The sequence below is a fragment of the Bdellovibrio sp. KM01 genome, from assembly GCF_013752535.1.
In the GTDB taxonomy this organism is placed as follows: Bacteria; Bdellovibrionota; Bdellovibrionia; order Bdellovibrionales; family Bdellovibrionaceae; genus Bdellovibrio.
The window spans coordinates 3,824,294-3,847,395 of sequence record NZ_CP058348.1 but is presented as its reverse complement, the minus strand read 5'-3'; the positions used below and the strand labels follow the sequence as shown (position 1 = coordinate 3,847,395).

The following is a 23,102-nucleotide window of genomic DNA, read 5'->3' as shown; positions in this document are numbered from 1 at the left end:
GCTTATTCTAATTGGATGGAGCTATTTGGAGCTACTAAAATACAAACTTTATGTCGGGGTGCTCGACTTTATTCTTACGACAAAAGATGAGACAGGATCACAACGCCAAGCAAAACTACCGGACTTGCGAATAGGACACCGTCAATACGATCTAAAACGCCGCCATGACCCGGCATGATCTTGCCAGAGTCTTTGACCTCAGCAACACGCTTAAGAAGTGATTCGAAGAAATCTCCGAACTGACCGACATATCCTGAGACAGCAGCCAGTCCCACAATGAAATAACCGGAAAATTCCGGCAGCAAATACTTCCAGCAAATTGTCCCCGCAACTACGGAGCCCAAAATTCCACCAAGGGAACCTTCCCAGGTTTTTTTAGGAGAAACAGACGGCATCACTTTGTGTTTTCCAAACAGAACACCAAAGGCATAAGCCATTGTGTCGCCAGCGAAAACAACAGCCAGCAAATAAATGAACCAGAAAATACCTTGCTCTTGATCAAGCAGGCGGAAAGCGAACGAGGGCAGTAATCCCACGTACATCAATCCCAAAGCAGCATTCGCCTGGAACTTCCCCATGCGCTGCAAATCACCTGTGTTGTGAAGTTTTAGCAGACTGATGATCGTTAAAAGAATTAAAGAGATGGCATAGACGATGGCGCCCAAATTCAGAGCCATTGTCGAAACAGCAAAGACGAAAAACGACAGAATGAAGAATGCCGCTCTAAGGGTTTTTGAAGTTTCATTTTTAAATAGAATTCCCAGAAGTTCCCAAACGCTCAGTGCAACAGCAAATGCGATAATGATTTTCAAACCTGGAATTTTCAGGAAATAGTAAAGTGCAAAGATGATTGCCAATGCCACCAGGGCAGACGCGGCTCTAGTTAGAAAGCTTTTCCAAGTTGTCATTTGTAGAGACCTTGCCGTAACGGCGTTGTCTCACGGAAAAAGCAGTCAAGGCTTCCTCAAGATGAGCTTCTGTGAAATTAGGCCACAGAGTTTCCGTGAAGTAGAATTCCGAATAAGCGGCCTGCCATAACAAGAAATTTGAAAGTCTTTGCTCGCCGCTTGTTCTAACAATCAAATCAGGATCTGGAGTCGGATACGTGCTTAACGAAGTGCTAATCAAAGCCTCATCGATTTCGTCAGGTTTAATAGCACCCTTGGCAACCATCTGCGCGATATCACGCACGGCCAAAGTGATTTCCTGGCGAGAGCCATAGCTCAATGCAAAGACAAGGTTCAAGCCTGTGCATTTAGATGTAGCTTCGCGAGCCTGTTGAATAGCGTTGAATACGTCAGCAGGAACTTTGGAAAGATCCCCGATCACGGAAAAGCGAATGTTTTCTTTAACTAGATTGCTGGTTTCCTTGCTTAAATAGCGGCGCAGAATTTTCATCAGGAAGGAAACTTCAGCTTGAGGACGGAACCAATTTTCAGTCGAGAATGCGTATAGAGTAAGGTTTTTAATGCCCTTACGAGAACATGCAGTAATGATTTTCTTAGCGACACGAGTACCTTTGATGTGACCAAAAGTACGAGGCTTTCGCTTGAGCTGAGCCCAACGACCGTTACCATCCATAATGATTGCAATATGCTTAGGTAGAGTCACCGGGCTCCCAAAACCTAGATTGTCAAAATTGACTTTTCTTTTTCTTCAGCGATTTGATCAACTTTTTTGATCATATCGTCTGTCACTTTTTGAATGTCAGCTTCACCTTTTTTAGCTTCGTCTTCGCTAAGAGGCGCTTTTTTGTCAGCTTTCATTTTTTTGATAGCTTCGTTGGCATCACGACGAGCCATACGAACAGCTACACGTGCTTCTTCAGCGATTTTCTTAACTTGTTTAGCAAGGTCTTTACGACGCTCTTCAGTTACGTCAGGAACTTTCAAACGAATCACTTTACCATCGTTCATTGGAGCCATGCCCAACTCAGATTTGATGATCGCTTGTTCGATGTCTTTAAGAATAGATACTTCCCAAGGCGCGATAAGGAAAGATTTCGCATCTGGTGTAGAGATGGAAGCGACTTGTGAAAGTGGAGATGGATTTCCGTAGTAGTTTACACGAACGCCATCAAGCATAGAAACTTGCGCGCGGCCAGTACGGATTTTTTTAAGTTCTTCACCCAAAGCAAGAACAGATTTATCCATTTGAGCTTGAGCGTTCTTTTTAATCTCAGCAATTGCCATGTTGAATCTCCTTGTGGTGCCCTATTGTACCAGGGTACCGATGTTTTCACCTTGAACAGCTTTAAGGATATTACCCGGAACTGAAAGGTCAAAAGTAATAATCGGAAGTTTGTTATCCATGCACATTGAAATCGCAGTTGAGTCCATCACTTGTAGGCCGCGATTTAGTACATCAATATAGCTGATCTTATCGAATTTCTTCGCATCAGCGTGTTTCACAGGGTCTTTATCATAGATACCGTCAACTTTAGTCGCCTTCATGATCACCTCAGCATCGATTTCCATCGCGCGAAGAGAGGCGGCTGTATCTGTAGTGAAGTAAGGGTTTCCGGTACCAGCACCGAAGATCACCAAGCGGTTTTTTTCCAAGTGGCGGATAGCTCTGCGGCGGATATAAGGCTCTGCGATTTCAGCCATTTCAATAGCTGTTTGTACACGGGTCGGAACACCGGCTTTTTCAAGAGCATCCTGAAGAGCCAGGGCATTGATACAAGTCGCAAGCATACCCATATAGTCAGCACTTGCGCGATCCATGCCTTCAGCAGATGCGGCAACACCACGATAGATGTTACCGCCGCCGATAACGAGACCAATTTGAACGCCTGCCTTGTAAGCTTCTGCTACGTCATTCGCAATCTGTGTGATTGTCGCAGTGTTGATGCCAGTTCCTTGCTTACCAGCAAGAGCCTCGCCACTTAACTTCAGCAAAATACGCTTATAAACAGGCGCTTTCAAACTAGTGTCCTTTCATTTGAGCTGCAACTTCAGCTGCGAAGTCGTTGGATTTCTTTTCGATACCAGCGCCCAATTCAAAACGTACGAAACGTTTAACTGTAACGTCAGCGCCGATTTCTTTACCAACATTTTTCGCCAAATCAGAAACTTTCAAGTCCGGATTTTTAACGAAAGCTTGATCCATCAAGCAGTTTTCAGCCAAGAATTTACGGATTTGACCTTCAACGATCTTTTCGATCATTTCTGGTTTTTTGCCTGACTCAAGGTTTTTAGCAGTTAGGATTTCTTTCTCTTTAGAAACAACATCCGCAGGGATTTGTTCAGAAGAGATCGCCATTGGGTTCATCGCAGCGATGTGCAATGCAACGTCTTGAGCGAAAGTTTTAAGAGCTGGGTTCGAAGTCGCTTCTGGTTTAGAAACGCCAACTTCAATCATCACGCCGATTTTACCTTCACCGTGCACATAAGTGTGAACCAATGTGTTTGCAGTAGAAGTGTATTTTTCTTGACGACGAAGAACGATTTTTTCACCGATAGTAGCAGTTGCTTCAGTGAAAAGATCACCCAATTTTTTAGAAGGGTCTTTTGCGAAAGGTTGAGACAAAGCATCAGCAGCAAGTTCAGTTTTGAACATGTGCTCAGCTACGTCAGCAGCCAAAGCTTTGAAACCGTCGTTACGAGCAACGAAGTCAGTTTCAGAGTTGATTTCCATAACAAGACCTGTGTTGCCGTTGATTTGTGCGAATACAGCACCTTCAGCAGCGATACGGTCAGCTTTTTTAGCTGCAGCGCCAAGACCTTTAACGCGCAACCATTCAACAGCAGCGTCGAAATCGCCAGAAGTCGCTTCAAGCGCCTTTTTGCAATCCATCATACCTGCGTTAGTTTTTTCTCTTAGCTCTTTAACAAGAGTAGCGGAAATAGACATTAGGAAGACTCCTTCAATTCTAATTTACACTTCGACATCGTCGAAGTAGGGCAATTAAATAAGACTTATATAAAATTCCCTCAATGATACCGAGGGGGACTTGTCACACCGAAGCTTCAGCGAAGGCGGGACAAAGGAAAGGGTGGTCAAGCCACCCTTTCTTCAGAGATCTGACAGAAATTACTCTGCAGATTCGTCTTTGTTTTCAAGCTCAGCTTGGATCTCAACTTCTTCTGCTGTACCAGCAGCAACAAGTTTACGACCTTTGTTGGCTTTAACAACCGCTGGACCTGCAGATTTTTTAGGAGCTTCTTTAGCACCAGCTTTTGCAGGAGCGCGACGTTTAGGAGCGTCTTCTTTACCTTCAGATTTAGCTTCTTTAGCAACGTCAGATTGTTTGTCTGTCATTGTGCGAAGTTTTTGTTCCCAAGTTTTAGAACCTTCAAGGTAAGCGTCTGCAACTAGGTTAGCGAACAATTTGATAGAACGGATAGCATCGTCGTTCCCTGGAATTGGGAAATCGATAGACTCTGGATCAGAGTTTGTATCAGCGATACCAACAACAGTCATGCCCAAGCGTTTCGCTTCAGCAACTGCGATGTGTTCTTTAGGAAGGTCTACTACGAACATAACAGAAGGCATTTCTTTCATGTCGCGGATACCGTTCAAGAACTCAGACAAACGAAGGTATTCTTTTTCGATTTTTGCGCGTTCTTTTTTAGTAAGGTAGTTGAATTCGCCTTTTTCTTTCATAGCATCAACTTTGCGAAGACGATCGATAGAAGATTTGATCGTTTCGAAGTTAGTCATCATGCCGCCCAACCAACGTTTAGTAACGTAGTATTGACCGCATTTTGCTGCTGCTTCTTGAACAGGCTCGATAGCTTGTTTTTTAGTACCAACGAAGATCATACGACCACCGTTAGCAGCGATTTCTTTTACGTATTCAGCAGCTTTATTAGCGCGAACAACAGTCTTTTGAAGGTCGATAATATGGATACCGCCTCTAGCTGTGTATACGTAAGGTTTCATTTTTGGGTTCCAACGCTGTGTTTGGTGTCCGAAGTGAACTCCAGCGTCTAGCATTTCTTTCATGGTAACTTGTGCCATGGTAGTACGTCCTTTCTGGTTAATCCTCCTCTAGTGCAGAGCCAGCTTTTTTTGATTCGCCGGAAGACCCCTTTTTCAGTACTCGGGGACCAGTTAGTGCTCTAGAGTGTGTTATTGTTGGACTCACGGGATATCATAGCGTGGCACAGAAGAGCAAGGATCTTTTGCTCAGTCTGGTAGCATGTTTTTAAGAATGAAAACCGCCAAAAAGAAACGCCGCAGCATTTCTGCGGCGGCGCCATAAAAGATCTAATTATTTCAGTAACTTACAGCGATGCCTCAGAGAACTCTTCAGTTGGTGCCTCAGAAGCAACAGCCCCTTCAACTTTGAATCCCAAGGAAGCCACGATCATTTCTGCCTGTAAAAGTGCGCCCACAAGGTTCTTTTGCTCGTTCAAAGTAGCGGAAGAAATCCATAGGTTTTCCAGGCTTGGAATTGTCTGATTTGCGCTTAGCTTCAAATCGCCATTTCCGGCGATGTAGGGGGAGACGAAGATTCTTTCACTTTTCAAGTTATCCAAAGCTTCTGGGTAAGCGCGTTTTACTTGGCGTTTGATTTTCTTTAAAGCCATGCCCACGACTTCGCTGTCGTCAGTGGATTCCGATTCAATGAAAGTGATCCATTGCGAAGCTTGGATCATATTGCCGTCAACTTCCACAGCTGGAAGGAAGCGGCCAGCACAAGGACCGATTTCATCTTGAGTCGTGCCGTTCAGGATGTGCATTGCCGTGGAATCAGTCACTGCTTTGCCGTGGCAAATATCAATACACAAAGCTGTCCAATAAGCATTTTTGCTAAGTTTTGCACGAGCGCGTGCAGAGATCGTATCTTCTGGCAACAACAGTGCAAGATCACGAACACTACCGGCAAAGATAAAGTTCTGGGCGTGAATAGTCTTAGAGCCATTCACAGTCACAGAGTGTACGCGATCGCCTTCGTGATGGAACTTTGTCACATAAGAGCGCGGCATGAAATCGCCGGTGAATTTTGCCATCAACATTTGCGCCCATTGAAAAGGCTGCAAATGCAAATCAATGCGTTTGCTGGAAGTGAAGTAAGACAATTCTTCCCAGAACGCCGGGGGATTTTCGCCGAAGCCCAGGAAAGTTTTAAAGTTCCCAGAATCGTAGGTGATAGGGGCTTCGTCCGAAACATCAGCAATCACTTTTTGACCCAGAAGATTTTCCAGGAAACCCAAAGCTTTTTCAGACAAAACTGAATCAGGAACAAAACGGATACCATTGTTGATCGGGCCCGTGGGGAAATTAATTTGTTTGTTGGCGCCAGAGGAAATATCCAGTCCTTCCAACAAAACGACGTTCTTAGTTTCGCGGCTGAGAGCTGCTGCGATGCTAAGACCTGTTAAACCACTACCGACAATTGCGTAATCATAAATATGAGCCATGCAAATACAATCCCCTAGAAGACCGGGACTTTGCAAGAAGGAAGGGCATGAATTTTTAGCTAACGCATTTAATCAATGTGCGCAGGACGGCTCTCACAGCGGGTTTGAGCCAGGAGTGCTTATCGAGTAAGCAAGCAATTGAAGGAGACAATTTATAATAGAAGTAAACGAATTTACGACCCAAAAACGTTTCTTTTAAAACATCATCACGGAACATTCGCAACGTTTGCACCTCAAGAGCTTGAGGACCGAACGCAGAAGTTGCAATAAAACAGCGTGGTCTTTCTTTGTCAGCCAATTTCAAAAAGTTCTTAACGATATTTGGATTTTTGGCAGAGCGGACAAAAGATTCGGCCTTTTTAATAATATCTGGATAAATCGGCGTGAACTGAACGAAGATGGCCAGTTGCTTAGCGGAATTCTGCATACGCTCGTGATACTTGTCATGAGTGTCATAGATGCGCATTAAATCCCAATATACCGACGCGACAACTGTGAGCTCGGTATGACGGGCGCTTTCTTTGAAGGCTTCAGGGCGAAGTTTTTCGCCTTTTTTTACTTCAAAAACGATATCCAAAATTTTCAGATATTTTTCATAAGCAATCGCGGCTTCCGCGTAAAGCTTTTGTCCCATGGAGTTGCGTGCTTGCTTGATCAACATCACGCGACTTTTCCAAAGTGCCAGGCGGTGCTGTTCGCGGGCGCGCTCTTGCGCCATCAACACACCACCACTGCTGGTTGCAGCGGTTCTGCGTAAATCAGAAATACAACCCGCACACACTTCCGCTGGCAAATGTGCTTCGCCAGCTTGTGCAAGCTTCGCCGATAGATCTGCTTCTATCGGGTGTAATTCTGTTACTTGAATTCCGCAACGCGGGCATTGAATCATAGGCATCCTTACCCAAAGAGGGCATACCTAAGTATTTTACGTCTCAGAACTGCCTTAAAGCAAATTCATTGGATCAATATCGACGACAATTTTTACGCCTGAGGGAACCCATTCCTGGTCCCCCAGGAGTTGGCGTGAAAACGGATTCGTGATCGCGCCTTGAGACGATTTTACGAGGAGATGATATCGGAATTGTCCTCGCAACTTCGCAAGTGCGGCCTCTGCTGGACCTAAAATTTCAATAGATTTATACTTCTCAATCTGAGCCTTTAGGCTGTGTGCACGTCTAGCTAAAAGTCGAGCTGTCTCTTCGACTTTTCCTAAATGCGTTCCTTGAATTCGGAAACTGACCAGTCGACCCACCGGTGGATAATTCAAAGCTGCGCGCACATTTAATTCGTTAGTGGCAAAACCTTCGAAGTCATGATGTTGAGCGAAAGTCAGACTGTCGTGTTCAGTGTTGAAAGTTTGAATGATTACAAGGCCCGGGCTTTCGCCTTCTTTCACGTGACGTCCGCTGCGACCACTCATCTGAGTGATCAGTTGAAAACTTCTCTCTGTGGCGCGGAAATCGGGCAGGTTGAAACCCACGTCAGCAAGCACCAGACCGACAAGTTTCAATTTTGGAAAATCTAAACCCTTGGCGATCATTTGAGTTCCGACGAGAATATCAATCTCGCCACTTTCCATGCGGGCGATGAGATCTTCCAGATCGGCGCGATTTTGAATTTCATCACGATCAGCTCGAGCGATAACTTTCCCTGGGAAAAGTCGCGCAAGATCAGTTTCTAAAAGCTCTGTGCCCAGTCCAATCGCTTCCAGTTCGCCCTCTTTGCAGTCAGGGCATTTCTTTTTCATCTGTTCGTGATAGTCGCAATAATGACAAACCAGATGCGAGCCCGCGTGCAGAGTTAATGAGATATCGCAGTTGGGACATTCGCGAGTATGACCGCAAGCCGGGCACACCACCATTTGGGCAATCCCACGACGATTTAAAAATAGCGCGCTCTGATCGCCGCGATCCAACGTTTCGCGCATCCGTTCAAATAGTTGCGGACTCATCCAATAAGGAAGGTGCGAGTATTTTTCGATCAGCAGTTTTTGATGATCGTCATCGGCTTTCAATTTTCTTAAATCGATGACTTCAACATCGGGTAGTGCCCGTCCAGCGACACGATTTTTTAATGGATGCAGAAAGTATCTGCCTTCTTGTGCATTTTTCCAGGTCTCCAAACTTGGAGTGGCTGAACCAAGCACGACAGGGCAGTTCATGATTTTTCCCATCATGACGGCAGCATCGCGACCATTGTATTTTAATTTTTCGTCTTGTTTGTAAGATGGCTCATGCTCTTCGTCGACAATAATGATTCCTAAATCGGGAACCGGGCAGAACAATGCAGACCTTGCGCCAATCAAAATAGATTTGCGACCCTCAACAACATCCCACCACTGATTGGTGCGTTCGCGGTCGGTTAGTTGCGAGTGTAACGCTGCGATTTTATCACCAAAGCGTCGAGCGAATCGTTGAATTAATTGTGGCGTCAAAGAAATCTCTGGAACCAACACCAGGCCGCGTTTTCCTTCTTTTAACGCCTTATCCAAAAGGCGCAGGTAAACTTCAGTTTTTCCGGAACCTGTCACACCAAATAACAAATGTGTCGAAAAACCCTGGTGGGCAGCGATGCCATCAATGCTGGTTTTTTGTTCCGGAGTTAATTCAGGAAGTTTATCGCTTTCAAGTTGCGGAATGACGGGAGCACGTTTGCTTGCCCGTTGTTTTTCCGTTTTTTTAAGCGGAGGAAAAGCCGATTGAACCACCTGACCCACAGGGTGCAGGTAGTAATTACCCAGCCACTCCAGCCACTTTACGAAAGCGTCCGGAAGGGGAGCGTACTCCTGGTCGATAGAATCAATGGCTTTAACTTTAAATTCGGGAACTTCCGTCGTGGGCCCAAGAACAAGGCCCTTCGTTTTTCTTTTTCCCAGAGGAACGTTAACCAATTGGCCGCGAATCAGAGGCTCAGCGTAGCTGTATGTCAAAGCCTCTGGAAGGGGAGCATCAACTGCAACCTTCCAGAGAAGAGCCTCACTCATCTAAACCTCGAATAGAACTCAATGATCGCGTCTTTGGCGGCCAGTTTTTCCAAACCGTCAAGCTTGGTGTTGATATCCAAAGAACTTGGTTGGAATTGTGTCACAGCAGTTGCCGGGCGGGCAGAAGCACTGATCAGTCGAATAGTCGCCGTGTTGTTGCCCCAACGAATTGTGCGCGAACGAGGGTAGTATAAACCCTTGGCGAATTGATTGTAGTTATCAGCCGTCATTTCAACCTGGCTTGGCAGGCGGATTTTACGAATGACGAATTGATCTTGTTCGATCCACAGACCCGGATTGCCATTTTTATCATCTTCAGGTGTTGGTGTCCCAAAGGCATAGTTCACAACTCCGCCTGTGCGGGAATAGCGAACCCAGGATTCTGGCTCGTATTTCACATCTTCACCTTTTTTAGCAAGAATGCGTTTTGAGTAGCCACCGTGAGGAATAATTTTAAGCTGTGCCAGGTTGTTGGCGAAAACTTCAGGGCTGCGGAAATTTAAATACTTTTCCAAAAAGTCGTCTGGAGTTTTCTCGCTTTTCTTGGCGCCGTTAAGAACCGTGTAGCGCTGTCCACCTGCATACAGGAATTGCATGCGGAAGTTACCTTGAAGCTCTTTGGTACCAGTGACTGTCAGGCGCATGGTGCGATCGTTATCGATCAACCAAGTTTCGCGCACGTGAATTGTGTCATCCCCATTGGCAAATTGAACTTCTTGTTCGATGGCGTAGATACCGCTGCCGGCATTATCAGAAGTTTTCTGCAAAATAGTTCTGGTTGGCAAAATGAAAGCTGAAGCCAGCGCCGGACTTAAAATTCCAACAAGTGATGCGATTAATACTTTTCTCATACAGTCCCCGGTTCACGCGATTCCGATTTAGTCGGAATGCAGATTTTACTTAAGAGTTTTTGCCAACTCAACAATGTACGCCTTTAGATCCGTGCTGAGTTCTGGATTTTTTAAAGCCAGTTCAATGTTCGCCTGCAGATAGCCCAGCTTATCACCAGCATCGTAGCGATCGGCAGTAAAAGTCATCGCATTAAGACCTTTTTGTTCGCACAAAATCTTCATGCTGTCGGTTAATTGGATTTCACCATTCAAAGAAGGTTTTGCATTTGCCAACAGGTCCATAATGGCGTTGTCAAAAACGTAGCGACCTGGCAAAGCCCAGCGGCTTTTAGTTTCTGTTGGTTTCGGTTTTTCCACCAGTGAAGTCACTTTGAAAAAGCCCGGAGATTTTTCTTCAACTTCAGCGATACCGTATTTGGAAACGTCTTTTTCAGAAACCTTCATGATCGAAATCGTGGAAGTTTGAGTTTCTTCAAAAGATTTTACCAACTGAGATGTCACGTTGTCCTGACCATTGGCTTCCATCGTGATTTCGTCACCCAATAGGACCGCAAATGGATCTTTGCCGACGATCGGCAGGCCGCAAAGGACTGCGTGCCCCAAGCCCAGGGCTTGTTTCTGACGAATGCTGATGATGTTCGCAGCATCGCGTGCCTTGGTAACGCGCTCTAAAAGCTTCTCTTTTCCATCTTTATGAAGTTTATCTTCCAGTTCGTAAGACGTATCAAAAAAGTCTTCGATAGCATGCTTGTTACGGCCGGCGATAAGCACGATATCTTCAATACCGGCTTTGATCGCTTCTTCCACCACATAAAGAATGATGGGTGCATCCACAATGGTTAGCATTTCTTTCGGAACTGTCTTCGTTGCTGGAAGAAATCTGGTACCTAGACCTGCGGCTGGAATTATGGCTTTTTTTACTTTAGACATCCTCTTAAAATCGCAAACGTTTCATTCTAAGACAAGCTATAATAAACCGTGCTGAAAATGGGGCCCAAATCTGTTTTTTACCAGAGAAGTTCCCTACGTCGTGGTAAGGTTTAAGAACGGGGGAATTTCCATGAAAATGCCAAACAAGCCAACAACGTTGAAGGTTGCTGGGGTCATAGCTGCCTCATTGGCTCTTGTTGTTTCTTTTCAAAACTGCGGCAAAGCCGGGTTTGACTCATCCCTTGACGACGTAGCTGACTATTCCAGCTTGGACGCGGCGCTCGTTTCAAAGTACGGTTCACAAATGGCGGGAAAAATTTCTGCGATCCCATTTGCGTTTGACGGTGGATTTGACCAAATCGCCTATAACTCTTGCGCTGAGCCAGGAACTCTACCGAGCAGCAGCGCTTATTATTCAATCCGCGCGGGTGCTTACCAAACTGCAGGCATCACGATCCCTGCAAGTTTCTATTCCTATGTTGATGCTAATTTTAGCCCGATCTATCCAGCGAACGCCGTTTCTAAAGCCCAGTATGCTGAATATCTGGGTGACTCGCCGACGAACATCAATGTGATGCCGACGATGGCGATTCGTGACCGCTCAAATTTGAACAGCGTTTATTCTGCAACAGGTTCTTTGGCCTTGAATACAGATGTGATTCCGATGGCTGATGTTTTGTCTTCGACATATATCATGGATACGTTGTTGAACAATCGTGGGGCTTCGGTTCGCTATTTCCCGTTCTCCACGAATACTCGTACTCTTGAAGCCAATATGAAGTTCAACTCGGATCAAAGTATCTCCCAAAGCTTGCGTGATATCTTGCAAGTGCAAGGTCAGATGACGATGACATATCTGAATGATTCCACAAATATTGGAAGCGTGGTTTCGGCTAGTACCACAAATAAAGCATTGGCTTACGGTCGCGGTTACCGTTTTTCCTTCGGTCAGGCAGCGGGTGTTTCCAATGGTTTCTCTCCTCTGAATGTATTGCAAACTCTGCAAGAAGTTGATCTGAGTTCCGGTAATGTGATTGCGAACTGGAATTGTAACCGTGTTTATAAAGTTTATTTGAATCGCGACCTGGCTTCATGTGCCCCTCACACCGAGGCACAAATTACTGCCAGCGCGGCTTTGCGTGCGGAAATCGACATTGTTCGCCGCCAGTTCCCGGCTCACCAGTGGGATGTTAATGTGACACAAGGTTGCTTGGTTCCTAAAGCAACAGTGCCGTCATGCTATACTGAAAATTTGGTGAATGGTGTGGCTCAGGGTGTGGAATACAGTGCGGGTGCTGCTTGTTACAACCCATTGATTGGTACTTCCGCGGCTTCTTATCCGAACAGTGTTATTCCGACAAAACGTTGCGCAAACTATGCAACGATCTGTACAAAATTCTAATTAGACGCCACTTGCGAAGCTAAGAGCTGATGCATGTTTTGTGGATAAGGTTTAATATATTTCAAAGGGTCGACCATTCGGCCCTTTATTTTTAAGGCGAAGTGCAAGTGAGCGCGAGTGCAATAACCTGTACAACCTACCTCAGCGATTTTATCTCCCGCATTTACCATCAAGCCCTCGCGAATTCTGCGATCAATTTTATAAAGATGGTTATACGAGGATTCGATGCCATTTGAATGGCGAAGCACGATGAAATTCCCCGCCGCATGATTGTTTCCATAACGAACCACTTGGCCCTTGCGTGCGGCTAAGACAGGGTCACCAATCGGCAATTCAAAATCGACACCCAAATGCGGAACTCTTTTGCGAGTGATGGGATGCAATCGATTTGGCTGAAAGGTGCTGGCGATTTTGATGTAATTAACCGGGGAATAGAAAGCGCGCTTTTCCTGCAAATCCTGATCATTAAAGAACACGCCACCGTCTTTGGAGCGAACGAATTTTTTGCGAACTATGTCGCCATCGATCTCTAGTGAAGTTTGTAGAATCTCTCCGTATTTTACGAACAAACCATTTTCATATTTCTTTTCAACTGTGAACCAGAAAGGTGCTCCTCGGCGCAGTTCTTTTGCAGATTTGATATCAAATACATAAGCGTCAGTGAAGCGAGTTGCCACCCAGTTGCTGTTAATTTTGGGAAGAATGGAGCCCAGAATAGATCCGTGAACTTTCCCGTCGATTCTAAGCACTGTTGTCCTAAATTGCGGTTTGTAGGGTGCCGCCTGAATCGCACCATTCTTTTTCAAAATACGAAAGGCATCAGAAGTTTGAGAGTCGAAAACACGAAGTTCTACTTCGTTCTTATCGCGACGAACCAGGTAGCGTGTATCTAAAGTCAGAAACAGACGACGCAGGCCGAGATCAGATGCCAGAACTTTTTCACGTTCACGGGTGGAAAAACCCTGTTGGCGCAAAATATTTAAAAGATTATCACCGGAACGAATTTGTTTGGCCGTAAAGTTGTTGGCGCCAGCATGAACTGATTGATAGTATGTGAGCACTAAAATGAACGTGCACACGATGCGTGCGAGGTATTGATTCATGCTCCATCCTTTGAGCTTTGCAAAAAAACTTTCTGTTTTTCTCCTCATTTATGTTAGCTCGAACCAAGCACTGGCCCAAGTTTATAATTCTTCGGCGTCAGTAGCAGCGGGTGGAACTGGACGTGCGGCTGTGGAGCCCGGTGATGCTAGTTTCCTGAATCCTGCATCCATGGCTCATCTAGGGGGACGTTTTCTTTTCACATCTTTCGCAGATAAAGAGTTCGCAGCTTTTTTGAGTGATAACACAAAAGAAAGTACGCTTCCTGCAGCGGCTGCGTATGTGCAAAAATCCAAGATGACAAAAACTCTTGGCGAGCTGAACGAACACGATATCGGCATCACATTGGCGGAGTTCTTTAAAGATAAATGGTCCGTGGGTTTGACGGGACATTACCTTGAGCAGACTCTTGAACAGGGCAGCTATCACTCCGTAAACGGGGATTTGGGCCTTCTTTATACGCCGATGTCAGACATGGGTTTGGGTCTGGTGGTCTATAATGTTTTCGGTGAGAACAATAATACGGCTCCTGAGGAGCTCCGCTATAAAACCAAGGTTGGCGGGGGATTTAACTATATTTATAAGGGAATGTTCCGTGTTCGCGTGGATGGCGATTCCGAGGGATACGCTGGTTTGGGCCTTGAAACCTTCATAAATCGCTTTATAGTCTTCAGATTCGGCTATTCAGACGATTTTGACGACTCCAGACCCCTGGTTTCCGCCGGTGTCGGGTTTAGCGGTCCTCGCTTCCGTTTAAACTATGCCTATTTCGGAAATACACAAAAATCATCAGATTATAGGCATTCGATTGACTTGATTATTCCGTTTTGATAGTTAACTCGTTCCGTCTAGCCTATCCCGGCTTTGATGGGATAATGGCGCACTTCGGCACGGCCGGAGTTTTAATAAATATTCCGGGGGTAAACCGTGGCTTCTAAAACTAAAAAAACTGAATACATTCGCGAAAAGAAAAAAACTACTAGCGGTAAAAAACGTAAAGCAGCAGTACGTACTAACGGTACTACTAAATCTGCTAAAGTTCTTTTCAAAGACTAATTAGCCTCTGTCTTTAAAAGTAAAAAAGCCTTTGGGTTCACCAAAGGCTTTTTGCGTTTGTACAATTTGTTACAAGAGATTAGTAGCCGTTACCTTGTAACTGCCCTACCGAAGTTCTTAAGCGACCTTTCACTTCTTGAACGCCACCTTTTAAATCCCAGCTAAATGGCATTTCCACCCAGCCTTCTTGGCCTGGATAGAATCTCCACTTTTTAAGAGCTGCCAATGTTTTAGCATCCAGGTTTCTGAAACCTGTGGATTGCTTCATGCGGAAGTTCACAGGAGTACCTTCTTTAGTGATGTAAGCTTCAAAACTTACGCGACCTTGATTGCCTTTCAGGCGTTCCTCTTCACTGTATTGAGGGCGTGGGTTTCCAGGCATCTGTTTTAATTGATCTAAACTTCTGACACCTTCAGCAGCACCCGCAACTTCTTGACCTGATTTTTCAAGTCCGTTGTTACCTGCACCGGCACCTTGTTTTTCACCTTTACCTGAGCCTTCGCCACCAGCGCCGTCAGCACCTTTTGCAGCAGTTGCAGCGGCAATCGCAGCTGCACGTTGTGCGGCTTTCTCGCGAGCGGCAGCTTCAGCAGCTGCTTTCTCGGCAGCCAAAGCAGAAGCAATCGCTTTGGCATTTTTATGACGAAGATTCTTTTGAGACTCTGCTAGAGCTGCAGAATCTGCCTGATTCTGGTCTTCAACAGATTTAAGAGAACTTTCTTGATCAGCAGACAAGGCTTCGGCCATCGCATTCATTTGCGATTCTTCAGCGGCAAGTTTGTTGGCGTGCTTGCTGTCGATTTCGTCGAAGTCTTGATTGAAGTCTTCACCTAATTTTGCTTCAGATTTTTGATTGGCGATCTCTCCTTCATCAAGCTCTGGAGAGTTGATGTCATCAATCGACATGGGAACTGCGGCAAAGTTTGTTTTTGCAGGAGCTGCTTTGGCAGCTTTGGGACTGGATGGTTTTGCGGCAGCTACGGCTTTCGGCGCAGCTTTTTTAGGTGCTGGCTTTTCGATAACAGGAACTGGTTCTGCAATGACTTCAGGAGCAGCTACGACTGCGGCCTCTGTTGGAGCCGGAGCCGTTTCAACAGGAGCGGCAGCAACTTCTTGAGATTCTTTAACAGGAGATTTTTCCGGAAGAGCTGCTGCTGCGCCACCTTTAGTGGGCTCCACCGGAGAACCCTTGGTCACTTCGTGAACTGTTGGCTCTTCAAGTTCGATCGTAATTGATTCGGTTTTGATCTCATTCACCAACGGCACGCTGATGACGGCAACCGCGACAGCTGCAGCGATATGCAGAGCCACTGACAAAGTCATAAAGCGCGGGGATTTATTTGCTTCTGGCGGGCGAGGAGCCGGGATTTTCAGGTCGGGAATAAAATCGAGTTTTGAGGTGTTATACGAAAACAAATCGAGCTGATTCTCGGAATTTAGTTCTTCGCTGTTTTTATCAAAACCCATAAATACTCCTCTGACTATAGGGGGAGTATTATCAATTCCCAGGCCAGCTTGTGGGAGCCCCTGTTTAAGCTGGGGCAGGTGGCCTGGGTAATTTTTTCATGACTGTTACTCTGGCAGTAACCCGTCTGGGGAGACGCCGCTGTTGATGGCAGCAGCGATCTTAAGATGTTCCGCGTGGCCAACGATCTTCACAACTTCACTCATATCCAGTGGATCTGGATTGGTGATTTTGGCTTTTTTCAGATCCAAAATTCTTCTGTAAGATGACTCTAGTTGTGCTTGATCCAAAGTGCCTTGCGCCACAGCACCTAAGATTGCTTCCACAGCTTGCGGAGGTACGTCGAATTCATTGCAATACAAAAGAAGATCGCAACCAGCTTGAAGAGCGCGAACCGGGATTTCATCAACACCATAGTGAGAAGACATAGCCTTCATTCCCAAGTCGTCAGTGATCACTAAGCCTCTGTAGCGAAGTTCTTCTTTGATCATTTTCTTTACGAAAATTTCTGACAACGTCACTGGCCAATCTGGATCGATTTTTGGGAACATAATATGGGAAGTCATCACCATGTCGACGCGGGACTTGAATGCTTTTTTGAACGGAATCAGTTCGCAACTTTCCAGGCGTTCTCTGTCCAGGTTTTCCACAGGAAGATCCTCATGGCTATCAACCAAAGTGTTTCCGTGGCCAGGGAAATGTTTTGCACAAGTGATCACGTCAGCTTTGATGTAACCGCGAACCAGGGCAGAGGCATGTTTAGCGACAGATTCAGGATCAGAACTTATCGAACGATCGCCGATAACTTTGTTTGCTTCATTAGTAAAGACGTCAACCGACGGCGCAAAATCCAAATTGATACCAACGGCCTTCAATTCCTGACCCATACGATTTGCAAAGTGAAAGGAAACAGTTGGGGCATCCAGATCGCCCAATTTGCGAAGTGCTGGCCAAACTGTAAATGGCGGCTTCAAGCGGTGGACTCGGCCGCCTTCCATATCTATCCCGATAAATAGGGGAGCCTTGTCAGCTTGCTTATGACGCAAAGATTGGATTTCGGCGCACAGGTCATGAACCTGCTTTGGATCAGCGACATTTCGACCAAACAGGCAGATACCACCGATGTTGTTATCGACGATGAATTTCTTTTCGTCGGCAGTCAAAGAGTGACCTTGAATACCGATAAACATGTGCTGTCCGATAATTTGATTGATTCCCATACTATTGACCCGGTTCGTTTTCTGGTTGAGTGGCAGGAGCGGGATTCGCTGGTGCCGTTACTGGAGCGTTAATTGTCGTGGTTGGTAGTGTCGCTGGTTTTGCTTTCTTACCCTGAGCAACAACATTTTGAGTGCCCGCTGGAACACCCGCAAACAATGTTTTCAAAATAGTTGTACTGAAAGATTGCCCGTTCGTCGCTTCTGCGGCAGTGGAAACCAGTTCCGTTGAAATTCCCGTACCCATTGCATTCGTCGCAATGACTTCGCCACGGTCATTTACGTAGCTAAGGAATTTGGCGTCTTTAAAGGTGTTCAGAATTTTGAATACTTTGAAATCATTAAAAATCTGCTCTTTACCAACCAGAGCTTGGCCTTTGGAGATGCTGGCATCTTCCTCAGCAATGGCTTGATATTCGTATTTTGTTTCAGAACGAAGACCGTCTTTACTTTTCAGCATCAAATAAACCAGAAACGTCGACAAGAAAGTTCCTTTGGGAATTTTCTTTTCAATTTTTGATGATTTGCCATTGTTGCTGACGATCGCAGTCATTGCGCCAGCCTTAAACTTGGCATCGATCGTTTTGGATTCTTTGCCAGACAGCGATGTGTATTCGTAAGAGATCGGAGCCAGCTCCGCGTCCGCGAAAGCTTTCAAACTTTCTGTGGTTTCAGTGGGACCTTTTCCGGTTTTAATAAAGTACGTAGAGATAAATTGCTTTTTCTTGTCGTCAAACTCGTAGCGGCTGACCACGTAGCCGATATGGGCGTCGTTCGCGTTAATCTTTGAATATCCCTCAAACAAAACGGCACCGTTGGAAACCAGCGGAGCAGTAAAAATTGAGAAGCCAATAAGGGCAGAGAAGTATTTACGGACCATCGTCGAGATTCCCCTTAGTTATCATGGCTAAAAGTCTGTCATCTCACTATAGAACAAGTCAAAGTTTTCAAGGTCGAGTTATTGCCTCTGTGCAATTGATACGAGACAATGTTTTTTAACCACATGATGAAACTGCGTGACCAACTTATTCGAAGACTCAAAAACCCTCAGGGTCAGGTCGCGCTATTTGTCGCCTTGATATTTCAAATTCTGTTTATCTTCTTTGCTATGGTCATCAACGTTGGCTTGTTGGTCCATCACAAAATCAACTTACAGAACTCCGTTGATCTTGCTGCCTATTACGGTGCAATGAAGCAAGCGGAGAACATGAATGCGATCGCACATATCAATTATCAGATTCGTCAAAGTTGGAAACTGCTGGCGTGGCGATATCGTATGGTTGGATCGGCGGGGGATATGTCGGAACATCCGCTCGACAAAATCCCAGCTAATAATTTACAAATTTATCCAGGGCGCGCGGATACTGATGATATCAATCCGGCGGCCAAAGACTTTTATGATGCACCATCTTTTTGTGCTACGTATGTTCCATTCAAACCGATGCCGAACGAGAATACCTGCAGAGACTTAAAAGGTATGAGCGGAGTCAAGGTATTCGGACCAACCCCAACGATCGCTGGTTTTCACAGTGTGAACGTTGCAATGACAAATATATCGGAAACATTTCGAAACTTGGCGTTCGAGCGTTGTCGATATTTTGGAGCCTTCAATTATCGACTGCTGGCGCAGTGGGTGGTGGGTTACAATATGGATCAAGCAGATAGGATGCTGCTTATTTCAACAATTTCTAGATCCATGAGTAACGAGACAGAAGATTTTTTTGATCTAGATGGAGAATCAGTAAAAAAAGGCATCAAAGCAACTTTAGATAACAATCTGACGGCTGCAAATAAAGATGGGATGCAGTCATTTAAAGTTTATAACTCTTTGGGTGCTGATGGTTGCAATAATCCTGCAAAAGATGAATTGCCGGCAAAATGGCTGGTTCCCATTCGTATAGCTCCTGCATTTAGTTATGTGGATACGGTCTGTAATGTTGATGCAAACAATATTGAGCGCGTGCCAAGAGAACTTGCCTCGGATCGCAATAACTGGCCTGCCGAAGTTGTAAAAAACCAAGGGCATCCATTATGGAGAGATATTTCGGAGCTTTCTCAGTTCGTCGGTCTTCGCAGTCAGATTGAGGATCCCTATAACTACTCAATGGGCGTCGAGAAAAACCCATGGTGTATGGCGTATGTTGGTGTTTCGGCTGTCACTCGTCCAAACATTCCCTTCTCTCCATTGGGTGCCGTTGATTTAAAAGCGCGCGCATTTTTTAAACCATTCGGAGGCAGAATGGGCCCTTGGTATGAATCGCAATGGCCCAGCGGTTCCGAACGTTCTGCAGGTGGTGGTAAGATCGATGCAAATCTTCCCCCAAGAATTTATGATACTGGCAATATCGGCGATCCCAAAGATCCAACTCGGGCAGGAAATTACAGCCGCTTCGTTGGTGATCAATATGGTTTGAAAAGTCGAAACCTTTTATATCAGTTTGGTCGCGCGATTTTTAAATTGGATCCAACATGGGACAAACGAACGAAGGATAATCCTGATTTTCAAGATACGGCTCCTAACTTCGGTCACTGGAATCAATTGCCGTTTGATTTTGCCAGGAAAAGTAATGGCAATGGAGATCTATTGGCTTGGAGCGAGGAAGTAAAAGGTCCCTCGCGATTCCGCGCCTTGGAACTTTTAGCAATTCTGCCTGACCAATTTGATATGGCTTATTACTCTATCGAGCCAGATTTTTATCATAACTACTATAAGCGCATTAAAGAAAAGTTTATGCCTAAGGCGAATCCTGGTTTTGATAAATCCATTCGTCCCGACATTGGCTATCACAAAGACTACAAGCAGGGTGATGTGAACTTGGAAGAGTTCAGCGTGAAAGACCAATATAAAGTTTTAAAGAGCAAAGAGATTCAAACTCTATCTTTAGATATTGACCAAAAGCTGACATACCTTTCCAAGGACTGGAAAAACGTACTTACGGGTTGGGCTGATAACGGCTTATTGGACTACTCCCTGAATACGGAGAAGCTGGGTAAGTGTACAGTAGAGCCAAAATACGATGGTGAAACTCCCGTTCCGCCAACTTCTGGCAATTGTATTGTGGGCGGTACCTCGGGTTATTCGGTTAAAATGATCTCCTCTGATTATTTGAATTCTGAGCTGCAACTGGGTGGAGATAACTCCGGCAAGGCTAAAATCAAAAATCCGCCGCCTTCAGACTTCTAGCTCATTCGTAAATTCTCAACTTGAGACAGTTAAGATTCTCTGACTTTTGTCCGAAAAGAGACAGGTAGGGGAATATCTATGAGAAATGCGATAACTCGCGTGTTTACTATTCTTTTTGCGATCTCATTTGCAGGTGGGAACGTTTACGCACAACAAGAAACGGTACCAGCAAGTGAAGTAGGTTTCGCTAAGCCGAAGCAAATTGCAGGTGCTAAGTCTGCTTCTGCGCCAGTTACATCACTTGATTCAAGTGTTGCTGCCGATACCAACGAAGCGACAGCTGGTGGTTTGGAAGCCGTTAGAAAACAATTCGAAAAAAACTTCAGTGAGTTGGTGGGATTGAACGGCGCATTCATCGAAGACAATCAGATCAAAAACGAAAAGGCCGCGTACAACGAGTATATTGGCAACTGGGATACTTGTGTAAAAGGTCAATCAGTGGCGGCCTATGCCTGTCTGTCCAATTTGAGTCCTAAAATTCAGGATGCCGTAGCGGCACTGAACGTCTTGGGGACAGTCGCAGGCGCATCTGGAGTGAGTGATTCATGCAGTGCTTTTGGTAAAGGTATGGGTATTGCCCAAGCAGCTTTGACAGCTTATACGGCAGCTTGTGGTGCAGCTAAGGGTCACTGTGGATGGTATTGTTCCAGCACTAAAGAAGCCGTTGCAAACATGCAGAAGGCCGTGAAAGCTTCGACGCCTGTGTGCAGAAATCCCCAAGATCCGAACTGTTCTGCCCAAGTGGCACGTTACAAAGATTTGCAGGCTACGATTTTGAATCTTATCGGTAAAGAACTTCAGACTGGCGACATTCAATCTATCGCTGGAAAATCGCAAGTATGTACAAGTAAATATCCGCAGCTAATTGCTTCAGCGGCATCCGGTATTTATGGCGTGGTGAATGCTTTGAAACAAGGTAAGAGCTGCGAGGAAGCGACGGATTCTTCTGCGGGAACTGACGTGGCGACGACTGCGGAAACTTGTAAGATTGAAGCGAATGCAAATCTTCCAGAATGTATCTGTTTAAAAAATCCAATGCTTGAAGGTTGCGGCTCTATTGCTGCGAAATCTTCAATGAGTTCTGCTGGCAGTGGTTTGTCAGCACTTTCTGCGACACCAGCTTCATCAAGCAAAGATGGGTTGACGGCAGCTGATTTGGCAACGGGCAATACTCCTTCAACAACAGGTCGCTCACCATCCAATGATTCAGGCAGTGGTGGTGTTGGTGCTCCCGTTGGCGGTGGCGGCGCAAACCTTGGTGGTGGCGGAGGCGGCAGTGGCTCCGGAGCTAGTGGTGAAGATAAATCAGGTCATAAAGCTCTCGACACTAATATCTTAGCTGGCTCTAGCGGCGGCGGAGGTGGCGGAGGCTGGGGTGGTGGTGATTCCTCCAGTGATAAGTCAGGTCTTCGTGGTTACTTGCCAGGTGGAGCAAAAGATCCAAAAAAGATGGGTGGCGCGCAACAGAATTGGGTTAAAGAAGTAACCGGTCAGGGTGGTAAATCGAACTGGGAAAAAGTTCGTGATCGCTACCAGGATAATAAATCTTCTTTACTAAATAACTAGGAGACAACATGACAGTATTTAAAACGATTACTAAATCGGTTTGCAGTCTTAGCATCGCGTTGTCTCCTGCGTATTCTTTCGCGGCAGAAACGGGAGTGGAAAGCAGCAAAACTTCATCGATTCCTGCTGTTAACAGCTCCGCGAATAACAATGCGAGTAAAAATAATTCGGCGCAAGCGTTCAATGCTGTTGCAAGTGCCACAGAGTTTGCGGTAGCTGCTCAAAACTGGTCACGCTGTCCCGAGGATGGTAGTGCCTGTGCTGTAGCTGCTCTATTTACAGCAATGGGAATTATGTCCATGAAGCAGTCAAAAGCGAATGGACAAAAAGCTGGCGAATCTTACAATACAGCGGACCTGTCGGATGCTTACGGTTCTGGGAATTACAACTCCGGGTTGGCATCAAGCTCTGATCCTGACTATCAATCAAATGCATCAGTCGGCTCAAGTTATATGAAAAAAGCGGAAGCCGGCTTAAGCAGTCTGAAAGCACAAGGTTTGGTAAATAGCTCTGCGACGAAAATTACTTCTCCAGATGGAAAATCCTATAACGTGTCTGATCTAAGTTCAGCGGCTGGAATGGCATCTGCGGGGATTCCTCAAGGTGCTATTGATGCAGCGATGGCGACTTCTAAGGACATCGAAAAGAAAGCCTTAGAGAAAGTAAAAATCGGCGCGTTGACGAAGGCGCAGGGTTATGACGAAAGCTCTGGTGGCGGAGGCGGCAGTCGCTATCCAAGTGGTGATGGCAGCAGTGGAAGTGGTGCCTATCCAGGCTATGCGGGTGCTCGTGGGTCATCAAGTTTGTTGGATAAAGACAATTCAAGACTGGCTGCAGGCATGAGTAAGAACTATAACGGCGAGCCGATTGGTGTTGCGGCAGATAGTATTTTCCTGATGATGTCTCGTCGTTATAAAGTCAAAGAGAGCCAAGATTCATTCTTTGGCGCCTCGGATGTTGATTTGAAAAAATAGT

The 23,102-nt window shown here is 45.6% G+C and carries 21 protein-coding genes; 6 read left to right on the top strand and 15 right to left on the bottom strand.

What is annotated here, in order from left to right; genetic code table 11:
- Positions 1-74: 74 nt before the first annotated feature.
- From HW988_RS18480 to galU, 11 genes are all read right to left on the bottom strand, one after another.
- A complete protein-coding gene (locus tag HW988_RS18480) occupies positions 75-908 on the bottom strand; it encodes a phosphatidate cytidylyltransferase (RefSeq protein WP_181605591.1) in 834 nt (277 codons plus the stop codon).
- Positions 880-1,611, bottom strand: a complete 732-nt coding sequence (locus tag HW988_RS18475; RefSeq protein WP_181605590.1) for an isoprenyl transferase — start codon at positions 1,609-1,611, stop codon at positions 880-882. Before HW988_RS18475 ends, HW988_RS18480 begins: the two co-directional genes overlap by 29 nt.
- Positions 1,612-1,625: 14 nt before the next feature.
- Positions 1,626-2,192, bottom strand: a complete 567-nt coding sequence (gene frr, locus HW988_RS18470) for a ribosome recycling factor (protein ID WP_142701930.1) — start codon at positions 2,190-2,192, stop codon at positions 1,626-1,628.
- 21 nt (positions 2,193-2,213) lie between these two features.
- The gene (gene pyrH / locus HW988_RS18465) at positions 2,214-2,927 is read right to left on the bottom strand and encodes a UMP kinase (protein ID WP_142701929.1); all 714 of its coding nucleotides are present in this window, start codon (positions 2,925-2,927) and stop codon (positions 2,214-2,216) included.
- A 1-nt stretch (position 2,928) separates the two neighbouring features.
- Entirely contained in the window at positions 2,929-3,855 is a 927-nt protein-coding gene (gene tsf / locus HW988_RS18460; protein WP_181605589.1) for a translation elongation factor Ts, read from the bottom strand.
- Positions 3,856-4,035: 180 nt separating this feature from the next.
- The gene (rpsB, locus tag HW988_RS18455) at positions 4,036-4,965 is read right to left on the bottom strand and encodes a 30S ribosomal protein S2 (protein WP_181605588.1); all 930 of its coding nucleotides are present in this window, start codon (positions 4,963-4,965) and stop codon (positions 4,036-4,038) included.
- 266 nt (positions 4,966-5,231) lie between these two features.
- Complete coding sequence (locus HW988_RS18450) at positions 5,232-6,371, bottom strand: NAD(P)-binding protein (RefSeq protein ID WP_181605587.1); 1,140 nt, start codon at positions 6,369-6,371, stop codon at positions 5,232-5,234.
- 55 nt (positions 6,372-6,426) lie between these two features.
- Positions 6,427-7,260, bottom strand: a complete 834-nt coding sequence (locus HW988_RS18445; RefSeq protein WP_181605586.1) for a CFI-box-CTERM domain-containing protein — start codon at positions 7,258-7,260, stop codon at positions 6,427-6,429.
- 54 nt (positions 7,261-7,314) lie between these two features.
- A complete protein-coding gene (gene priA / locus HW988_RS18440; RefSeq protein ID WP_181605585.1) occupies positions 7,315-9,354 on the bottom strand; it encodes a primosomal protein N' in 2,040 nt (679 codons plus the stop codon).
- Positions 9,351-10,205, bottom strand: a complete 855-nt coding sequence (locus HW988_RS18435) for a hypothetical protein (protein WP_181605584.1) — start codon at positions 10,203-10,205, stop codon at positions 9,351-9,353. Before HW988_RS18435 ends, priA begins: the two co-directional genes overlap by 4 nt.
- A 45-nt stretch (positions 10,206-10,250) precedes the next feature.
- Positions 10,251-11,135 (bottom strand): UTP--glucose-1-phosphate uridylyltransferase GalU, encoded by an 885-nt coding sequence (galU, locus tag HW988_RS18430; protein ID WP_181605583.1) that lies wholly within the window; start codon positions 11,133-11,135, stop codon positions 10,251-10,253.
- Positions 11,136-11,265: 130 nt separating this feature from the next.
- Between galU and HW988_RS18425 the strand changes: the two genes are divergently transcribed.
- Entirely contained in the window at positions 11,266-12,537 is a 1,272-nt protein-coding gene (locus HW988_RS18425) for a hypothetical protein (protein WP_181605582.1), read from the top strand.
- On the opposite strand, the gene HW988_RS18420 is transcribed toward HW988_RS18425, so the two are convergent.
- The gene (locus HW988_RS18420) at positions 12,534-13,640 is read right to left on the bottom strand and encodes a M23 family metallopeptidase (protein ID WP_181605581.1); all 1,107 of its coding nucleotides are present in this window, start codon (positions 13,638-13,640) and stop codon (positions 12,534-12,536) included. The genes HW988_RS18425 and HW988_RS18420 overlap by 4 nt on opposite strands.
- Between HW988_RS18420 and HW988_RS18415 the strand changes: the two genes are divergently transcribed.
- Together HW988_RS18415 and HW988_RS19185 are read left to right on the top strand one after the other, a co-directional pair.
- Positions 13,639-14,469 carry a hypothetical protein gene (locus HW988_RS18415; RefSeq protein ID WP_181605580.1) on the top strand — a complete coding sequence of 277 codons (831 nt, stop codon included), beginning with the start codon at positions 13,639-13,641 and terminating at the stop codon, positions 14,467-14,469. The genes HW988_RS18420 and HW988_RS18415 overlap by 2 nt on opposite strands.
- Before the next feature lie 96 nt (positions 14,470-14,565).
- Positions 14,566-14,694, top strand: coding sequence for a hypothetical protein (locus tag HW988_RS19185; RefSeq protein ID WP_255490115.1), 129 nt, complete (start codon positions 14,566-14,568; stop codon positions 14,692-14,694).
- A gap of 79 nt (positions 14,695-14,773) precedes the next feature.
- On the opposite strand, the gene HW988_RS18410 is transcribed toward HW988_RS19185, so the two are convergent.
- From HW988_RS18410 to HW988_RS18400, 3 genes are all read right to left on the bottom strand, one after another.
- The gene (locus HW988_RS18410) at positions 14,774-16,162 is read right to left on the bottom strand and encodes an energy transducer TonB (protein WP_181605579.1); all 1,389 of its coding nucleotides are present in this window, start codon (positions 16,160-16,162) and stop codon (positions 14,774-14,776) included.
- Between the two features lie 105 nt (positions 16,163-16,267).
- Positions 16,268-17,380, bottom strand: coding sequence for a beta-N-acetylhexosaminidase (gene nagZ, locus HW988_RS18405; RefSeq protein WP_181605578.1), 1,113 nt, complete (start codon positions 17,378-17,380; stop codon positions 16,268-16,270).
- A gap of 1 nt (position 17,381) precedes the next feature.
- Entirely contained in the window at positions 17,382-18,257 is an 876-nt protein-coding gene (locus HW988_RS18400) for a hypothetical protein (RefSeq protein ID WP_181605577.1), read from the bottom strand.
- Positions 18,258-18,365: 108 nt separating this feature from the next.
- Here HW988_RS18400 and HW988_RS18395 point away from each other — a divergent pair, with 108 nt between their 5' ends.
- The 3 genes from HW988_RS18395 (at position 18,366) to HW988_RS18385 (ending at position 23,101) form a co-directional block, all read left to right on the top strand.
- Positions 18,366-20,561: a Tad domain-containing protein gene (locus HW988_RS18395; RefSeq protein ID WP_255490114.1), complete on the top strand. Its 2,196-nt coding sequence runs from the start codon at positions 18,366-18,368 to the stop codon at positions 20,559-20,561.
- A 78-nt stretch (positions 20,562-20,639) separates the two neighbouring features.
- On the top strand, positions 20,640-22,127 hold the full coding sequence (locus HW988_RS18390; protein WP_181605575.1) for a hypothetical protein: 1,488 nt from the start codon (positions 20,640-20,642) through the stop codon (positions 22,125-22,127).
- 8 nt (positions 22,128-22,135) lie between these two features.
- Complete coding sequence (locus tag HW988_RS18385; RefSeq protein ID WP_181605574.1) at positions 22,136-23,101, top strand: hypothetical protein; 966 nt, start codon at positions 22,136-22,138, stop codon at positions 23,099-23,101.
- The last annotated feature ends 1 nt before the right edge of the window (position 23,102 follow it).